Below are 16,160 nucleotides of genomic sequence, written 5' to 3'. Positions count from 1 at the left end.
GCGCTATTAGCTTAAAGTATGGCCCCAGTTAACAGGTAATTGCAGGGATTTAAAAAATAAACAATGCCTGATATTTCAATATCTTCAATGTCATTGCGCACGCTTATTTTATGGAGCTTTAGCGCTGTTACACTGCCGCTGGCATTGGTGTTGGCCTCATCGATGATGAGTGTAGGAGATGTGTCTTCTAAAGGGGTTAGTGCCGTAAAGCAAGTGGCTGATGTGGTGTTTACCAGTCAACAACTCTCTGCCTTATTGAATAATATGGAGCGCACTGCCAGTCAGTTTCAGGTATTGTCAGATGCGTCCCTTAAGCAACAATATCTGGCCTACCGCACAGAGTTTTTATCTACCGTTGAAAATGCCTACGGTGGGGCGCACTCATTACACCTGGATGAGGTACTCAATCAGTTGAGCGCGGCAGAACAAAAGGTATATGTCCGGGTTGTAGGAGATGAAACCTTTACACTGGCTGCGTTGCAGAGCGGCTTTGGTGAATTGCACGGCTATGCTCAGACACTGTTTAGAATGAATAACGATATTATTTCTGCCGAAATAAACGCCATTGAGCAAAGTGCATCTGAGGTGTCCGATAAACTTTTGCGTTCAACGCTGATTTTCCCTTTTACCTTGTTACTGGCTATTTGTTTTGTGCGAATTATCAACCGACCTCTGAAGCAATTGATGCCTCAACTTAAGCAACTGGAAATTGGTGATTTAAGTCATCCGGTAAAAGTAACCGGGGCCAAGGATATCAGGGACATTGCCGTGACCATTGAGAGTATGCGGGCACAACTTTTACGCCTGGAAGAACAAAAAACCTTAACCTTGCAGCATTTGTCTCATGAACTTAAAACTCCGCTGGCTGCCATAAGAGAAGGCACCGAACTTTTGTATGACGGCACGTCAGGACAGTTGAACGAAGCACAACACCATATTGCCGGGATATTGCGCAGCAGCACCGGTCGTTTGCAAAAGCTGATTGAAGCCCTGCTTGATTTGAATATCATTATTGCTGCTAAACTACCGGAACAAACCCAGTATTGTGATATTGAACAGGTGGTCTCGGGGATACTGAATGATCGCAGCCTGGAAATCAGGGCTAAATCATTAACCATTGCATTCAGCAATAGAACAAAATCACCATTGCCGATGTATGAAGACCATTGCCGGATCGTAATGGATAATCTGTTGTCCAATGCCATCAAGTTTTCTCCTGAGCAGGGCACGATTACGCTGTCGGTGGATAACAAGGGTGAGCAGACTCAGATCGTCGTGGAAGATCAGGGGCCAGGTATTCCGGTGGATGATACTGAGCAGGTATTTGAATTGTTTTATCAGGCCAATAATCAACCAGACAGCAAAGTAAAAGGAAGTGGGATGGGCTTAACCCTAACGCGGGAAATTCTCAATAAGTATGGTGCAAAGGTTTGTATGAGCAATCGTGCAGCACAGCCTGGATGTCAGGCCATTGTTCAGTTGCCAGTTAATACGGAGACAAATTAATGCGTGTTTTGCTATGGGTTTCTGTGTTGTTTTTTATGGCGGGGTGCCAGTCTCTTACAGCATCAAAACAAAAAAACAGCGCAATTGAAATAAAATCAGTGCGCCCGACACAACAGGATTTACCGGAAATTAACTGGAGTGCGCTGTACCTTGAATACAAAGCCATGACAGTGGACGAACTTGAACAGTCGTTGCTGCAATTGCAGGCGGCACCGGTTACAAAAGAATCTGCCATAAGGCAGGTTTTTATTTATCTCACACCACATTCGCCGGTTAAAAACAGCCACATGGGCAGAACACTGCTGCGCCGTTGGCTGTCAGATTATCCGGAAGAAGCGACAGGTCAATGGCAACTATTAATGGATACCCTGACCGAAACCACGCGATTGTCGGAGCGTTTGCAAAAAAATACCGAAACTCATCAAAGCCTGTTGCAGCAGCTGGAACAAGGCAAAGTGCAACTACAGCAACAGATTGAGCAGCTAAAATCTATCGAGCAACATATCAATGACAGAGATAACCGAACCAACGGCAAATAATCCCATGCAACGTATTCTGGTGGTAGACGATGATGAGGATTTGTTGACCCTAATAGCAATGCGGTTACGCGGCGCCGGTTATCAGGTGGACAGCACTTTAAGCAGTGAGTCAGCTTTAGGCATGATAGAGGCCAGTCGGCCGCAGTTATTGATCACCGATATGCGCATGGACGGCATGGATGGTATGGCGTTGTTTAAAGCCGTGCGGGCTAAATATCCGGCATTGCCAGTGATCATATTAACCGCCCATGGCACGATTCCGGATGCCATAAATGCCACTAAACAAGGGGTATTTTCTTATCTGACCAAGCCATTTAACAGTCAGGAATTGCTGGAAAATGTCGCTCAGGCACTGCGCCTTAATCCCACTACCGATTGTGATCCACAAGATGCGCAACAGCTGCCGATGGATCATGAGATCATATACCGCAGTAACATCATGAAAGAAGTGCTTCTGCTGGCCAGTCAGGTGGCTCAAACGGATGTCAGTGTGTTTATTAACAGTCAGTCGGGCACGGGGAAGGAGCTGCTCGCAAAAGCGATCCATCACGCCAGTGACAGACGTAACGCGCCGTTTATCGCAGTAAACTGTGCTGCCATTCCTGAAACCCTTCTGGAATCTGAGCTGTTTGGTCACGTCAAAGGCTCATTTACCGGCGCAAACAAAGATCATCTGGGTCTGTTTCAGGCCGCGGATGGTGGCACTTTGTTTTTGGATGAAATCGGTGATATGCCGCTGAGTTTTCAGGTAAAACTACTACGGGTATTACAGGAAAAAGAAGTGCGTCGGGTTGGTGACACACAATCGGTCAGCATTGATGTCAGGGTTATTAGCGCGACGCATAAAGACCTGGAACAGGCTGTGGAAGACAAAGAGTTCCGCGAAGACCTGTTTTACCGCCTGAATGTTGTGGAATTGCGCTTGCCTTCTCTGGCGGAGCGACGAGACGATATCCCCTTGCTGGTAAATTACTTTTTCCAGCAGATTTTGCAACGTATCCAAAAGCCGCTGACAGGTTATACCGATGAAGCAATGGCACTGCTGATAGCAGCCCCCTGGCCGGGCAACGTCAGGCAACTTCAGAATGTTGTGGAACAAACGGTAGCATTGAGTCAGGGGCCATTGATCTCCGGTGAACTGGTGCAGCGGGCATTACGCATGAAATCCCCTGATACCCCATCACTGTCTTCAGCAAAAAATGATTTTGAACGGGCTTATCTGGCGGAACTGTTAAATGCGACGCTGGGGAATGTTACCCAGGCGGCAAAAATAGCAGGACGCAACCGTACCGAGTTTTACAAATTGCTGGACAAGCATCACTTAAAACCCGAACAATTTCGCTAGTTACCGCATTAAAGCCCATGACTGCTGAATGTGCCGTTGATATCCGGGTTGCGTCGCTGAACGGGGTGTGACTGTGCATTTTTTGTGGCCAATCCAATAAAAATCAAAAAAATTAAAAAAAATTTCATTGCATAAAAATGGGTAATGGCAAAGGTGGGTGCAGGAGGCTTATTTGCTTGGTACTGGCTCTGCTAAGGCAATTGTGTTTAATGGGTTTAGGTTTAGTAAAAGTATCCCTGATGTTGGGTCTGTCAGGGTAGCGTTGAGCTGAATAATTATGGGTTTTTTTGCATTTTAATCTATCGTACTGTGATGCCTATCCTAATTTGTTCGTCTTGTTTCACCTATCCCTAAATCCCTTAAGTTGATTTAACTGAAAAGCTTGTGATATACCTTGAGTAGTTCAAAAATAAAGCAAAAGTGAGCTTGTGGTGAATACCTTTCTTGCAACAGCATCTGACAACTGCGCGCCTTCAAGGCAGTCACAGTGTGTTGATGTTGCTATGCCAGCCACTCATTGCGCTTTGCTATCCCATACCATTACCTATCCAGAATGCTCAACAGATTACCATCTGTCTGAGTGGTTTGACGAATAGTCTCTATCTGAAACTGCCCGATATTTCCGCTTGCAAATAGCGGGCGTATTCCTGCAAGCAAAAAACAATAAAAACAATCAAAAACTGTTAACAACAACTGTTGGAAAAATCTATGAAAACATCAATGAAACTGGTGTCTACCATGACACTTTTGGCTTCGTCTGTGGCCAATGCCTGCCTCACGCAGGAAAGCGAGTCGAATAACGCTGAATCCAATGCTAATGACGGCATCTGTAGCGGTGTACTGATTGAGGGAAGTATCAGCTCCCGCAATGACAGGGACTGGTATCGATTCGATGCCGCCAGCAGCGGTACTATCAGTATCTTGCTGGATCACAATGGCAATGACGATTTCGACTGGGATCTCTATCGCTCTACCGGCAGCGCTATTGCCTCCGGGGCCACCATCGCTGTACCTGAAACCGGATCATACTCTGGTGGTGCCGGTGAGTACTTTTTGAAAGTGAGCCGCTATAGCGGTACGGGGTGGTATGATCTGACTATTAACTACCCTGACAGTGGTTCAGGTGGTGGTGGCGGTTGTACTCAATACGGCGCTCGCCCGAGCAAACCCGGTGGATTACAGGCGTTTATCAGTGGCAACGCTCAGGATGTTTGTATCGCTGAACCGGCACAAGGGGCTGTGTTGTTAATGGGCGGCGGTCCTGATGTGGATGCGTCGTTTAGCCAGCGGGTCAATCCGCATATTGATGGTGGTGATGTTGTCGTGTTGCGAACTTCTGGCACTGATGCTTACAACAGTTACCTGCTGCCGTTAACCGGCGCAAATTCGGTTGAAACAATTATCGTAGATACTGTTTCCCGTGCTAATTCCGATTATGTGGAATGGGCGATTAAATCTGCTGAATTTGTGTTTATCGCCGGTGGTGACCAATCTGATTATCTAAATCAATGGCAGGGCACTAAGGTGCAGACAGCACTGCAACACGTCTATAGCAACAACGGTATCATTGGCGGTACATCGGCGGGCAATGCGGTACAGGGTGAGTATGTGTACGACCCCGACGGGGTGTTAGGTGCTATCAGTGAAGAAGTGGTAACCGATTTATGTCATGAAACCGTGAATATCTCGACTAACTTCCTGAATACCCCGGTGATGGCAAATATCATAACTGATACGCATTTCGCAGAGCGTGACCGCATGGGGCGGATGGCTAACTTCCTGGCTAATATTGGTTCTGGTAACACCGCCATCGGCGTAGATGAAGACAGCGCCTTGTTTGTTACCGAAGATGGCAATGGGATTGTTGATGGCACCGGCAATGTCTATATTTTAAAAACTGACGGACAAACCAGTTTTACGCAGGCCAGTTGTGGTCAGGCACTCATTCTGGATGATCTGCTAAATTATCGTTTGCAGCCCGGAGACACGTTTAATGTGTTAACCGGCGCATCCAGTGTGAGTCCTACGCGGCTCGATATCGATGGCCGGTACAGCAACTTTTATAATCCGGTCAATCCCTATTAATTGTTAAAATCACGCACCATTTCTGTCATTGAAGTGGTGCGTCTTTCCACCTGTCTTGTTTACTGTGTCGTTCATCTAAAAGCACTGGAAAATCTTGCGCTTTAACACTGTAATTCCGCTGTTATGCCCGCGTAGGATTTACTGGAACAAACATGAACCTCACTCGCTCATCAGTTAAAAACCCGGCTGCCGTGTTGGTTATTGTGGCCCTGGTGTTCATCTTTGGCGTTATTGCCATGTTGAAATTGCCCATACAATTAACACCGGATATTGAACAACCTCAGATAACCATATCCACCGGGTGGCGAGCGGCTGCACCGGAAGAAGTGGAATCCGTGATTATTGAGCCACAGGAAAATGTGGTGAAAAACACCCGTGGCGTGGTGGATGTGGCAACGAACATCCAGCAAGGATTTGGCAATATTACTCTGACGTTTGATGTTGGCACCAACATGCAGCAGGCCATGCTGGATGTGATCAATAATCTCAATCAGGCACCGCCACTGCCTCTGGACGTATTTGAACCTGTAGTCGCTACCGGAGGAGGCCGGGGCGGACCCAACGCTGCTTCTTTACTGGTGCGTCCCGTTCCCGGCAATGATTTGGCTGACATGGCGAATCATCAGGCCTTAATTGAAGATGTGATTGAGCCCCGCTTAGCCCGTATCTCTGGTGTCGGACAGGTCAATCTGAATAGTCAGCGCCCCCGTGAACTGCGTATTACCTTCGATCCTTATAAATTGGCGGCTCTTGGTATCTCAATCGGCCAGGTGGCCAATACGGTTTCCAGAGCGTCAGATGTGTCGGGTGGCTTTGCGGATGTCGGGCGTCGCCAGTACACAGTCCGATTTGCCGGGCAATACGATTTACAGTCTCTGTCTGACATGATCATTTCTTATAGTGGCGATCGACCGGTATTTTTGAAAGACGTGGCCAAGGTGGAAAACACCCTGGTTGACCGCTTTGGGTTTACACTGCGAAATGGTGCGCCCGCCTATTACATCACGGTCAGTCGTGGCAATGAAGCCAATACCGTCGCCTTATTAGATGACATTAACCTGGCCATAAAAGAGCTTAATGAAGGTCCGCTGGCAGAGGTTGGCCTGATGATCGATTTGAGTTTTGATTCATCGGTGCATATTCGCAATGCGTTGTTACTGGTAAAGAGTAATCTGGGACTGGGCGTCTTTCTGGCTTTGGGCATCTTGTGGTTGTTTTTGCGCGGTTGGAAGGCCACCTTGATCATTGCTACCACCATTCCGTTATCTGTCATGGTGGCATTTCTGGTGCTCAGTATGTTGGAGCGCAGTCTGAATGTCATCTCTCTGGCAGGCGTGGCGTTTGCTGTGGGACTGGTTTTGGACGCCGCCATTATCGTACAGGAAAACATCGTGCGTTTGCGCGGTGAAGGCATGGAAAACAAAAAGGCCGTGGTTAAAGGCGCGACTCAGGTTGCCGGTGCTTTGTTTGCATCCACCGCCACCAGTGTCGCGATTTTCTTACCTATCTTGTTTATGAAAGGTATAGAAGGGCAGCTATTTTCAGATCTGGCCCTGACCCTCTCCGTTGCGGTTATTGCTTCGCTGGTAACGGCGGTGACCGTGTTGCCCATTGCCAGTCGGTATCTGTTGTCAGATGCGCAACAGCAAGATCCGCATGAAGGCTATTGGCAAAGACTGACCAGTCTTATCATGGCGTTAACCAATACCGCTCAAAGGCGATTAGGCTGGATTGTTGGTTTAATGCTGGGGTCGGTGCTGGTAACCACCAGCTTAATGCCGCGCACGGATTTTATGCCAAGAGCCCCGATTGATGGTTTCTTCTTTTCCCTGAATTTGCCGCCGGGCGGCAATATCGAGTTTCTGGACGAAGAAATGGCAAATCGCTTCCGGGATAGAATTCAGCCCTATCTCGACGGTGAACTACAACCCAAAGTTAAAAGCTATAACTTCTACAGCTACGGCCCTGATTCTACTGGCGGATTTATTTATGCCGATGATCCTACCCGGGTGGAAGAATTAATGCAGGTAGTGCAAAACGAGGTACTGGCCGGTTTGCCTGACACCCAGGTATTCTTGTTCCGTGGCTCTATGATAAACGTGACCGGTGGCGGCAATGGTCGCTCGGTTAATATTGATCTACAAGGGCCGGATATGGAGCCTCTGATGGCTGCAGCCCAGATAGGTATTCAGACCATTCAGGCGCATTTACTTGGCACCAGCGCGCAACCCGTACCGGCTTTGTCGATGGCCGAACCTGAGTTGCGCTTGATACCTGATGATAGGCGCATCACGCAGGCGGGACTAAACCGCAGTGATGTGGCCAACGCTGTGCGGGCTTTTACCGACGGACTGTTTGTTGCAGAGTACTTTGACGGCAATGATCGCATGAATGTGATTTTACGCGGCTCACAATGGACTGATCCTGATGAGTTTGCCTCATTGCCGGTTTATACCCCCCTTTCCGGTATTCAGACCCTGGGCGAGTTAGCTACGGTGACCCGTACTGTCGGACCCAGCCAGTTGCGCAGAGTGGATGGTAAACGCACTGTTACCCTGATAATACGGCCACCGGAAACCTTGTCCCTGGAAGAAGCGATGGCACAGTTGGAAGAACATGTGATCCCGGCTATCAAAGCAGAACTTCCGGCAGACGCTAATTTACTGATCAATGGCAATGCCAACCGAATGCAACAGGCGATTTGGGATATGTTGCAGAACTTTGTGTTAGCTCTGGTAATTTTGTTCCTGCTGATGACGGCGTTGTTTAAATCCGCCAAAGACAGCTTTTTAGTGCTCACCGTAATGCCGATGGCGTTGGCCGGCGGGGTGTTGGGATTATGGGTTCTGAACCTGTTTACTTTCCAGTCGTTGGATCTGCTAACTATGATTGGATTTATCATCCTGTTGGGCTTGGTGGTAAACAATGCCATTTTACTGGTGGATCAAACCCGTAGCTCTGAACGGGATGGATTAAGTCGTCGGGAGGCCGTGAGCCAGGCGGTGCGTATTCGGGCACGTCCGGTGTACATGAGTACCTTAACCAGTTTATTTGGCATGTTGCCCTTGATGATCTTACCTGGCGTAGGGTCGGAAATTTATCGTGGGCTTGCCACGGTTATTGTAGGTGGCATGGCGATCAGCGCCATGTTTACTTTGATTTTGTTGCCAGCCCTGCTGCGTATCGGAGAGCAACAACAGGAAAGCCACTATACTTCTTCAACATCAGACTTTGCGGGACGGGGGTCAGTCTAATGAAAATTCACATGAAACTATCAACAGGACTTGCCTGTTTATTGTTTGCCGTTAACGTGTCAGCCCAGCTGGTACCTGCCAAACCCGTCAAGGTTGGCACAGTGGAAAAATCCGTTTTTGTTCCAACGGTGGATATTGTGGGTAGTATCTACAGCCGCAATAACGTGCAACTCACCGCCGGTGTTGGCGGACGCCTGGAGTTTGTGGCCGAGCCTGGTACTTATCTTTTGCAGGGCGAAGAAGTCGCCAGAATTGATCAATTACCATTGCAACTACAACAGGCTGAGCAACAAGCAGAAATCAGGCGCGAGCAAATCAATATCAAATACCTCGCCCGGGAAGTTGAGCGTTTACAGAATCTGCGGGAAAGCAACAGCGCTTCGGCATTTCAACTGGATCAAACCCAATCGCAGTACGACCTGGCTCGCGCCGACCTGGAGATAGCGCAACTTCGGTTGCGTCAGATCAACGATCAGTTGAGTCGGGCGATTGTCAAAGCGCCGTTTGATGGTGTTGTGACTGAACGCGTCAGAGAGGCCGGTGGCGATGTGAATCGCAGTGATGTACTGGTGACGATGCTGGATACTGAAAACCTCGAAGGCCGTATTTTCGTACCTGTAAAATACCTGCCTTTTATACGCACCAGTAAAGATGTATCGATCAAATCTGCGAATAATCAAATTAATGCGCAAATTAAGGCCATTATACCGGCTGCCGACAGACAATCTCAGTCGTTTGAATTGCGGGTTAGCTTGCCGGCCGGTGCCAATGAAAGCTGGACCAGCGGTGAACTGATAACCGCCACTATTCCGGTACGGGCACCGCAGGAAACGCTGACCGTGCACCGGGATGCGTTAATTCTCCGAAAAGAAGGCACCTTTGTAGTGGTTATCGATGATGAAAATAAAGCCCACCGACATCTGGTGGAAGTGGGACAGGGCATGAAGGAACGGGTGAGTATTCAAAGTGAAGCGATTCAGGCGGGCGATAAAGTGGCGACACGAGGCGCAGAGCGTATTCAGGATGGTCAAACGGTGACGATTGCTGTGCCCAATGCCTGACACATAACCGCAGGCCATGCTGCAAGCACTGGCCTGCCACCCTAATCACTGAATGATATTTGATTTAGGGATCCACTTTTCACTGATTTTGGTCAGTACGCCGTTGTCCGATAACTCCTGTAATGCACTGCTGATATCTTCCCGGTGTTCAAACAAAGGGCTGGCCTTGCTGATCACGGTAAACGACTCCAGTACCGTTGATGGCTGATAAATGGACTTTTTCATAATGCGTTTCAGGTGGGGGCTTTTAAATTCGACGCCATCAAACAGGGTGTCAAAGCCTGCCAGTACATCAATGCGTCCGGCAATTAACAACTCGATACCGGTTTCACGATTTTTAACATCCATTTTAAGTAAGTTATCTGCTTGCTCAAACTTTTCAAAATACACGGTGCTGCCAACGTAACCAATAACGAAGTTGTCCTGTTGTAAATCCTTGAACTCATCGATGACACGTTTGTCGTCGTAGCGTTGGTAAAACACGGTTGAATGCACATCTTTCAGGTAAGCCGGTGGGACAAATTCCAGAAAAGCGGCCCTGGTGCTGGAATAAAGTAAGGAGTGCGCCATATCCACATTTCCATCGCGCAATACGCGCATACAGGCCGACCAGTCGCACTCGTAATAGTCGTATGTAACCCCCAGTGTCTTAGCTAAAATTTGTGTCAGATCATGTTCGAAACCGGCATAACTGCTTCCTTTTTCAGTTTTACTGATGATCATATAGGGCGGAAGATGATTGGCGATCAGGCGAATTACCGGGCGTTCAACCGCCGGCATGAGCTTTTCCTTGCCCTGCAGAGAAAAGCTGCAGAATAAGTATGTTACAAGGGTAATCCAGAAAAACTTACTCAAAAATAAATACAACAGAAATTTACCCAATTTACTTTTATCATTATAGTTATCAGGGATTGCATTGAACTCCGGGACGTCCAAAGTCACCTGAATAACCTAACATTTGGCGAAGGCTTATCTGTAGCCTTCATCTTACTCGGGAGTGAATAACTATGATGGCATTTAATAACAATGATATACAAAAAGCGCTAGGTCAATTAAACCTTAGTTGTAAAAATGAATGGAAGTTGGTGGATGGGTCGTTGCAAAAGCGTTTTAAGTTCAGCAATTTTATTGAAGCCTTCGGTTGGATGAGTAAAGTGGCTATTGTCGCTGAGAAAATGGATCATCACCCGGAATGGTTCAACGTCTACAATAAAGTCGATGTGACACTGGTCACTCATGATGCCAATGGCATTACCCAAAAAGATTTTGATTTGGCCAATCAGATGGAGTTGTTAGCTCAAAGTCGGTAAATAAAATCAAAGGCGATAGCCAGCACTACACACCGAATATTCCGTAAAGATCTGGTGCTAAAGCCCATCCCTGGAGCAGAGATATTATGGCTCCTGCAGGGTATTATCCTGGGGGAAGTGAGCCTTTAGGGCGGTCAGCTGGCTGTCATAGTGACGCCATATCCCTTGTCCTTTGCGGTTAATCGGCTGTTTAACCTGCTCAGAGCTGGGGGTTTTTATGGCTCTCTCGGTTTCGTAAAAGCGCAGGCAGCTTTCTTCGAAGGGCAGATTGCAAAATGCCAGAATTCGCCTGACCTGGCTTTCAAGATCATCCAGGACATCTTCATGTTGCACCCGCAATACGAAACCGGGCAATACTTCATCCCAATGGGCCATCAGTTTCTCGTAAGCCAGATAATAGCGAGCAAGAGTGTCGAGACTGTAGGAAAACTCCTGTCCTTCACCAAATAGTTGTTTGTAGCCACTGAAACAACAATCCATTGGTGCTCTGCGGGCATCAATGACTTTGGCGTTGGGTAAGATCAGCTTGATCAGACCAAGGTGCAAAAAATTGTTGGGCATCTTATCGATGAAGTAAGGTTTGTTGCTGCGATACACCTGGGTGTCCTGAATATATTGCTCACCAAATCGGACGTAATAGCCAGAATCGATTTGTGTCAGGTTGTCCGGGTAGGCATTTTTGTTGCCCCGCAGGCGAGTAACCAGACTTAAAATGTTATGCAATTCCATCGTTCCCTCAACCTGCGAGTGTGACGCCAGAATTTGTTCAAGTAGAGTTGAGCCCGCTCTTGGTAACCCTACGATAAATATCGGTGCGGCATCATCACAACCCACATCCGGTAAATTGGTAAACAGGGCACGATTGCAGTGGGCTATTTGGCGCTCAACCTGTCGCTCAACACTGGCAATATCGTAATTGAGTTGCGCTTGCTTTAACTGGTTACCCTTTTGAAAATGTTCAAATGCCAATGGGTATTGTTTTTTGTCTTCATAGGCTTTGCCCAATGCAAAATGAAGATGAATTCGGTCATCGGTGCTGGTGTCGTCTGTCCTGGTCAGGGATGTCATGGCTTGCAGTTCTACATCCTGAAACTGATAGGTTTTGGTATTCGCCAGACTCCAGTAGGCATCACCAAAATCTGGTTTGATTTGCCAGGCGGTGCGGTAGGCCGCAATGGCTGCCTGCAATTGACCATCGGCTTTCAGGGCATGGCCCAATAACAGGTTGATGTAAGGCTGTTGTTCATCCTGAGCCAGCAGTGCCTGATACAGTGTCACAGAGCCCTGAATATCGCCAATACCCAGAAGCGCTCCGGCTTTGGCCAGTAAAAACGATTTTTCCTGCGGGTAGTGTTGTAAAAGTGTGTCACAGGTTTGAAGAGATTGCCGAAATTTGCCAATTTGATTGAGTAATTTTATGTATTCCAGCCCGGCATAATAGTGATCGGGATACAAGGCAACACAGCTTTCCAGCACAAACTCTGCTTCGGCATAGGCTTTGAGTTGCAAACCGATTTCGCCCAGTAATGTCAGGGCTTCTGCATGGTGTTTGTTCTGACTTAAGAACTGGCGGCATAACTTATCGGCTGTGTCTAATTGTCCCTCATACATGAGGTCTCTGGCACCTAAGATGGGCTTTGGCAGCGCCGAAAGTCGCTGGGTCTGTTTGCGGGCCAGTGCCAGAGCCTGACTATTTTGTGATTGCTGATAATAACTTTCTAAATAGCGCCAACTGGCCAGTAATGCCGGATTCAGTTGGGTTGCTTTATAAAAGTGTTTTGCGGCGTCATGGGGTTGGTTAAGCGCAACATAACAATGCCCCAATTCTTGCCAACACCTGGCGTGTTCGGGATACTGCTGAATAAGTTGTTGATTGCTGCTAATAGCCTTGTCAGGAGTACCACTTAGCCGGAAAGCAACGGCCAGCAGGTAGTGCAATTCCTTTTGACTGGCGACATCTTGTTCAGTCTTTATGCCGTTTTGGGCCAGCTTTATGGATTCGGCAAACTGCCCCTGGGCTAATGCCTTTTTAATCTCTGCAATCATCAATACGCCTGGTCAATTTTACGCGTTACGGTCTCATAAAAAAGGCAGGCTGAAAAGCCTGCCTGGTGATATCGAAATTATGTTGCCTCAGAACATATCATAAGAAAAACGCACCCCAACAGTACGTGGACGGTTTGTGACCACTTTGGGAGTAAATTGCTGATTATCGATGTGCAATATCGCGCTCTCATTGGTGATATTGTCAACGTATAGCTCAATTTTCCATTCGTCGTTGGTAACACCCACCGCCAGGTTGGCTAACAGGTAACTGTCCTGAACATAACGTCCACCGCGAAATACCTCGCCATTAGAGTCGGTATAGGTGACACCTTCGTATTCAGCGGCTTCATCCTGGATTGTGAGTCCGGAGCCCGTGCCGTAAACTAACTGCGTGGTATCTTCCAGTACATAGGCATCCATTTTCATGCTGGCCAGACGGTCACCGGTGTAAACCAATGAACCGTTTATGTAACCGCTGAGATCACCTTCCAGGTCAAAATAATACCGGGCGCGTAAATTACCGGAAAAATCAGACGAGTAGGGGAGTTCACTGCCGATGGGTGGTGCGATTCCTTCCAGTTCAGGATTAATGGCAGTCAGCTCAGTGTCCAGTACACTGAAAGCACCATTAATGATCAGGTTCTCGGTGGCCACCCAGGTAATATCTCCGTCAATACCTCGAATTTCCGCATCACCGACATTATCGGTAAAGACCAGGAAGCTGATATTGGTGGGGTCAAACCGAGACGTTTGCAAGTCTGTGATATCCGAGTAATAGGCAGTGGCATTCACCCGCAGAGTGCCATCCAGGAAGTCACCTTTCATGCCCAGTTCGTAGTTATCCAGGGTATCGGTTAATGAGTAAACCGGTATGCGGAAACCGTCAAAGGCGCCATTTTGATTTGTGGCAAGCCCGCCACCCACGCGATTGGTTACCGGTGGTCTGAAACCTTCCGAGTAGGTCGCAAACAGCAATAAGTCCCGGTTAACTTTCCAGTCAACAGAGAACTTTAAAATGGTATCATCAACCGTGAGCACTCCGTCATCATCTAACAGGTCTACTTGCAGTTGCCCGGATTCAATGGCCGCCTGAATCAATTCAGGATCTTCGCCTACAGCCATTAATTCATCAGGGTCCAAAGTACCAAAAGCCCGTAACCGGCGGGACACATCAACCGTTGTGGTTGAGCCTTTGTATTCGTCTTCAATTTCGTACCAACGGGCACCGATTGTGGCGGTAACGGAGTCTGTGATGTCGTATTCCAGATTACCAAATACGGCAATTTGATTGATGTCGTGGCTGACATCATTTACAAAGCTGACATCCGGCTCGAATGGGCCACCATCACTATTGATGCCTTCTGTACCAACGGTGGTGCGCTGCATATCAGAGAAGAAGGCCAGGTCAGTATTGCCCAGCTTAAATCGGCCTATGGTGTCCAGGGATTGTTCATCTAAAAATATCCCGGCTGTTAAACGCCAGCGATTAGAAGCATCAGTATTGAAGCGAAACTCGTGCGTTGTTCGGGTCGTTTGGGTGTCTTCTTTATAGAATTTACTCGGATCTAAACAGCGCTCATCTTCCGGAGTTTCCGCCTGATAATGATTACACACATAATAGGCGGCAAATAAGCCACCATTAGTGTAGCCGGTGTAATCTACATTGGACTCGATTTCCCGATTCAGGTAACCACCTGTGTATACCAGCTCTAATTGATCCAGTCGTCCTTCAATCGTCCAGGTGGTTAAGCCAAACTCGTCTTTGTTGTCATCAGGCTGAAAGCGGTTGGTTGAGCTTTCACCTTCGAGATTAGGATCGTAGGCAAATACGCCTTCAGTTTCCAATACCTGTTCAGTATGTTGGATTAAGAAAGACCAGTCCTGATTATCGTATAACGCACTAAATCTCGCCCCTGTGTACTGGGCATCGTTAAAATCATCTTCTACCAGGGAATTGTTGGTGGGTGAGACTACCGGTGTGTTTTCCGGATCGCTCAGCGGACCACCTGAAATTCTGTCGATAACCACGGCACTACCGATATAACCACCTTGTCCAGGTTGATTGGGAATATTGTCAATCCAGCCCCCCTGTTTATCGTTGTAGGCGGCGATACGAATACCAAAATTTTCCGATACCGGCGCGTTTACGTAGGCTTCGAATGTATTGCTGGCTTCACCGCCATCGGTTGTGGACAGGTCCAGATCAATTCCGGCGGTAAATCCGCTTAAATCTGGTTTGTTGGTGATAATACGCACCGTACCTGCCTGTGAACTGGCGCCAAACAGGGTACCCTGTGGACCTGGCAGTACCTCAACCCGTTGAACGTCAGTGGCGAAGATGTCCATGTTTCTGCCTTGCATGGAAACCGGTTGTTCATCCTGATAGAAGGCAACGGAAGGTTGCAGGGCCTGAACAGACGACACGGCAATGTTTGTTTGGGTGGTGGCCGCGCCGCGAATATAGATTTCGTTTTGCCCCGGGCCTGTGCCCTGAAATACTACGTTGGGCAGAAATTCGACATAGTCCTGGAAGTTGTCTATGCCTAAGTTTTCAAGTGCGCTGCCATTGATTGCGGTAACGGATACCGGTATTTCCTGAACTGATTCGGTTCTCTTGGTGGCGGTAACTTCAATGGTTTCAAGTGCGGCCTTGCCCGTGGATTCCTGGGCGTTGACGCCCGCTGTTGCCAGCGCGGCAATGACTGCACAACAAATTCTGGATTTATGCATTGTGTGACCTATGTGTGTGTTGTTGTGATTGCGGTGAGTATTAATGTTCCCTGGGAACTTATAAGTATTTCTATTTAAAGCTTAAATGTATTTCCTGAAAACTGCAAAATAAGTATAGTTCTAATGAATAGAGTTGAGGTGAATAGAGGCTGTGTTTCCCTCAAAAATGAAATTATTAAGCCATATTAATGTATTCGATACTTAAAATGGCCTTTATAGAATATGTCATTATAATTAGAATACGATTTTAAATGCTGAGTTTCAGCTAATCCGATTACTCAAGG

Annotated in this window: 10 protein-coding genes; 7 read left to right on the top strand and 3 right to left on the bottom strand. The window is 47.6% G+C overall.

The window, feature by feature from the left end:
• The first annotated feature begins 63 nt into the window (after nt 1-63).
• The 6 genes from AC0J20_RS18395 to AC0J20_RS18370 all read left to right on the top strand — a co-directional run bounded on the left by AC0J20_RS18395 (nt 64) and on the right by AC0J20_RS18370 (nt 9,790).
• Nucleotides 64-1,506 carry a sensor histidine kinase gene (locus AC0J20_RS18395; protein ID WP_473022846.1) on the top strand — a complete coding sequence of 481 codons (1,443 nt, stop codon included), beginning with the start codon at nt 64-66 and terminating at the stop codon, nt 1,504-1,506.
• Nucleotides 1,506-2,045: a hypothetical protein gene (locus AC0J20_RS18390; RefSeq protein ID WP_473022845.1), complete on the top strand. Its 540-nt coding sequence runs from the start codon at nt 1,506-1,508 to the stop codon at nt 2,043-2,045. The genes AC0J20_RS18395 and AC0J20_RS18390 overlap by 1 nt, the downstream gene beginning before the upstream one ends.
• A complete protein-coding gene (locus AC0J20_RS18385) occupies nt 2,014-3,390 on the top strand; it encodes a sigma-54-dependent transcriptional regulator (RefSeq protein WP_473022844.1) in 1,377 nt (458 codons plus the stop codon). The genes AC0J20_RS18390 and AC0J20_RS18385 overlap by 32 nt, the downstream gene beginning before the upstream one ends.
• Nucleotides 3,391-4,098: 708 nt before the next feature.
• Nucleotides 4,099-5,475 (top strand): cyanophycinase, encoded by a 1,377-nt coding sequence (locus tag AC0J20_RS18380; protein ID WP_473022843.1) that lies wholly within the window; start codon nt 4,099-4,101, stop codon nt 5,473-5,475.
• Nucleotides 5,476-5,627: 152 nt separating this feature from the next.
• Entirely contained in the window at nt 5,628-8,729 is a 3,102-nt protein-coding gene (locus AC0J20_RS18375) for an efflux RND transporter permease subunit (protein ID WP_473022842.1), read from the top strand.
• 11 nt (nt 8,730-8,740) lie between these two features.
• The gene (locus tag AC0J20_RS18370) at nt 8,741-9,790 is read left to right on the top strand and encodes an efflux RND transporter periplasmic adaptor subunit (protein WP_473022840.1); all 1,050 of its coding nucleotides are present in this window, start codon (nt 8,741-8,743) and stop codon (nt 9,788-9,790) included.
• A gap of 45 nt (nt 9,791-9,835) precedes the next feature.
• On the opposite strand, the gene AC0J20_RS18365 is transcribed toward AC0J20_RS18370, so the two are convergent.
• Nucleotides 9,836-10,570 (bottom strand): substrate-binding periplasmic protein, encoded by a 735-nt coding sequence (locus AC0J20_RS18365; protein ID WP_473022839.1) that lies wholly within the window; start codon nt 10,568-10,570, stop codon nt 9,836-9,838.
• Between the two features lie 230 nt (nt 10,571-10,800).
• On the opposite strand from AC0J20_RS18365, the gene AC0J20_RS18360 reads away from it, so the two are divergent.
• On the top strand, nt 10,801-11,100 hold the full coding sequence (locus AC0J20_RS18360; RefSeq protein ID WP_229528009.1) for a 4a-hydroxytetrahydrobiopterin dehydratase: 300 nt from the start codon (nt 10,801-10,803) through the stop codon (nt 11,098-11,100).
• Nucleotides 11,101-11,184: 84 nt separating this feature from the next.
• Here the strand turns inward: AC0J20_RS18360 and AC0J20_RS18355 are convergent, their stop codons facing one another.
• Nucleotides 11,185-13,146 (bottom strand): tetratricopeptide repeat-containing sulfotransferase family protein, encoded by a 1,962-nt coding sequence (locus AC0J20_RS18355; protein WP_473022838.1) that lies wholly within the window; start codon nt 13,144-13,146, stop codon nt 11,185-11,187.
• A gap of 87 nt (nt 13,147-13,233) precedes the next feature.
• The gene (locus AC0J20_RS18350) at nt 13,234-15,876 is read right to left on the bottom strand and encodes a TonB-dependent receptor (RefSeq protein ID WP_473022837.1); all 2,643 of its coding nucleotides are present in this window, start codon (nt 15,874-15,876) and stop codon (nt 13,234-13,236) included.
• Between the last annotated feature and the right edge of the window lie 284 nt (nt 15,877-16,160).

The sequence above is a fragment of the Planctobacterium sp. R6 genome (assembly GCF_055755215.1).
This window is presented reverse-complemented; position numbering and strand designations above follow the sequence as displayed.

Excerpts from the sequence above, each read along its gene's own strand:
- AC0J20_RS18395 (WP_473022846.1), top strand. The coding sequence starts at position 64 with ATGCCTGATATTTCAATATCTTCAATGTCATTGCGCACGCTTATTTTA.
- AC0J20_RS18390 (WP_473022845.1), top strand. The coding sequence starts at position 1,506 with ATGCGTGTTTTGCTATGGGTTTCTGTGTTGTTTTTTATGGCGGGGTGC.
- AC0J20_RS18350 (WP_473022837.1), bottom strand. The coding sequence starts at position 15,876 with ATGCATAAATCCAGAATTTGTTGTGCAGTCATTGCCGCGCTGGCAACA.
- AC0J20_RS18380 (WP_473022843.1), top strand. The coding sequence starts at position 4,099 with ATGAAAACATCAATGAAACTGGTGTCTACCATGACACTTTTGGCTTCG.
- AC0J20_RS18355 (WP_473022838.1), bottom strand. The coding sequence starts at position 13,146 with ATGATTGCAGAGATTAAAAAGGCATTAGCCCAGGGGCAGTTTGCCGAA.
- AC0J20_RS18370 (WP_473022840.1), top strand. The coding sequence starts at position 8,741 with ATGAAACTATCAACAGGACTTGCCTGTTTATTGTTTGCCGTTAACGTG.
- AC0J20_RS18360 (WP_229528009.1), top strand. The coding sequence starts at position 10,801 with ATGGCATTTAATAACAATGATATACAAAAAGCGCTAGGTCAATTAAAC.
- AC0J20_RS18365 (WP_473022839.1), bottom strand. The coding sequence starts at position 10,570 with ATGCCGGCGGTTGAACGCCCGGTAATTCGCCTGATCGCCAATCATCTT.
- AC0J20_RS18375 (WP_473022842.1), top strand. The coding sequence starts at position 5,628 with ATGAACCTCACTCGCTCATCAGTTAAAAACCCGGCTGCCGTGTTGGTT.
- AC0J20_RS18385 (WP_473022844.1), top strand. The coding sequence starts at position 2,014 with ATGACAGAGATAACCGAACCAACGGCAAATAATCCCATGCAACGTATT.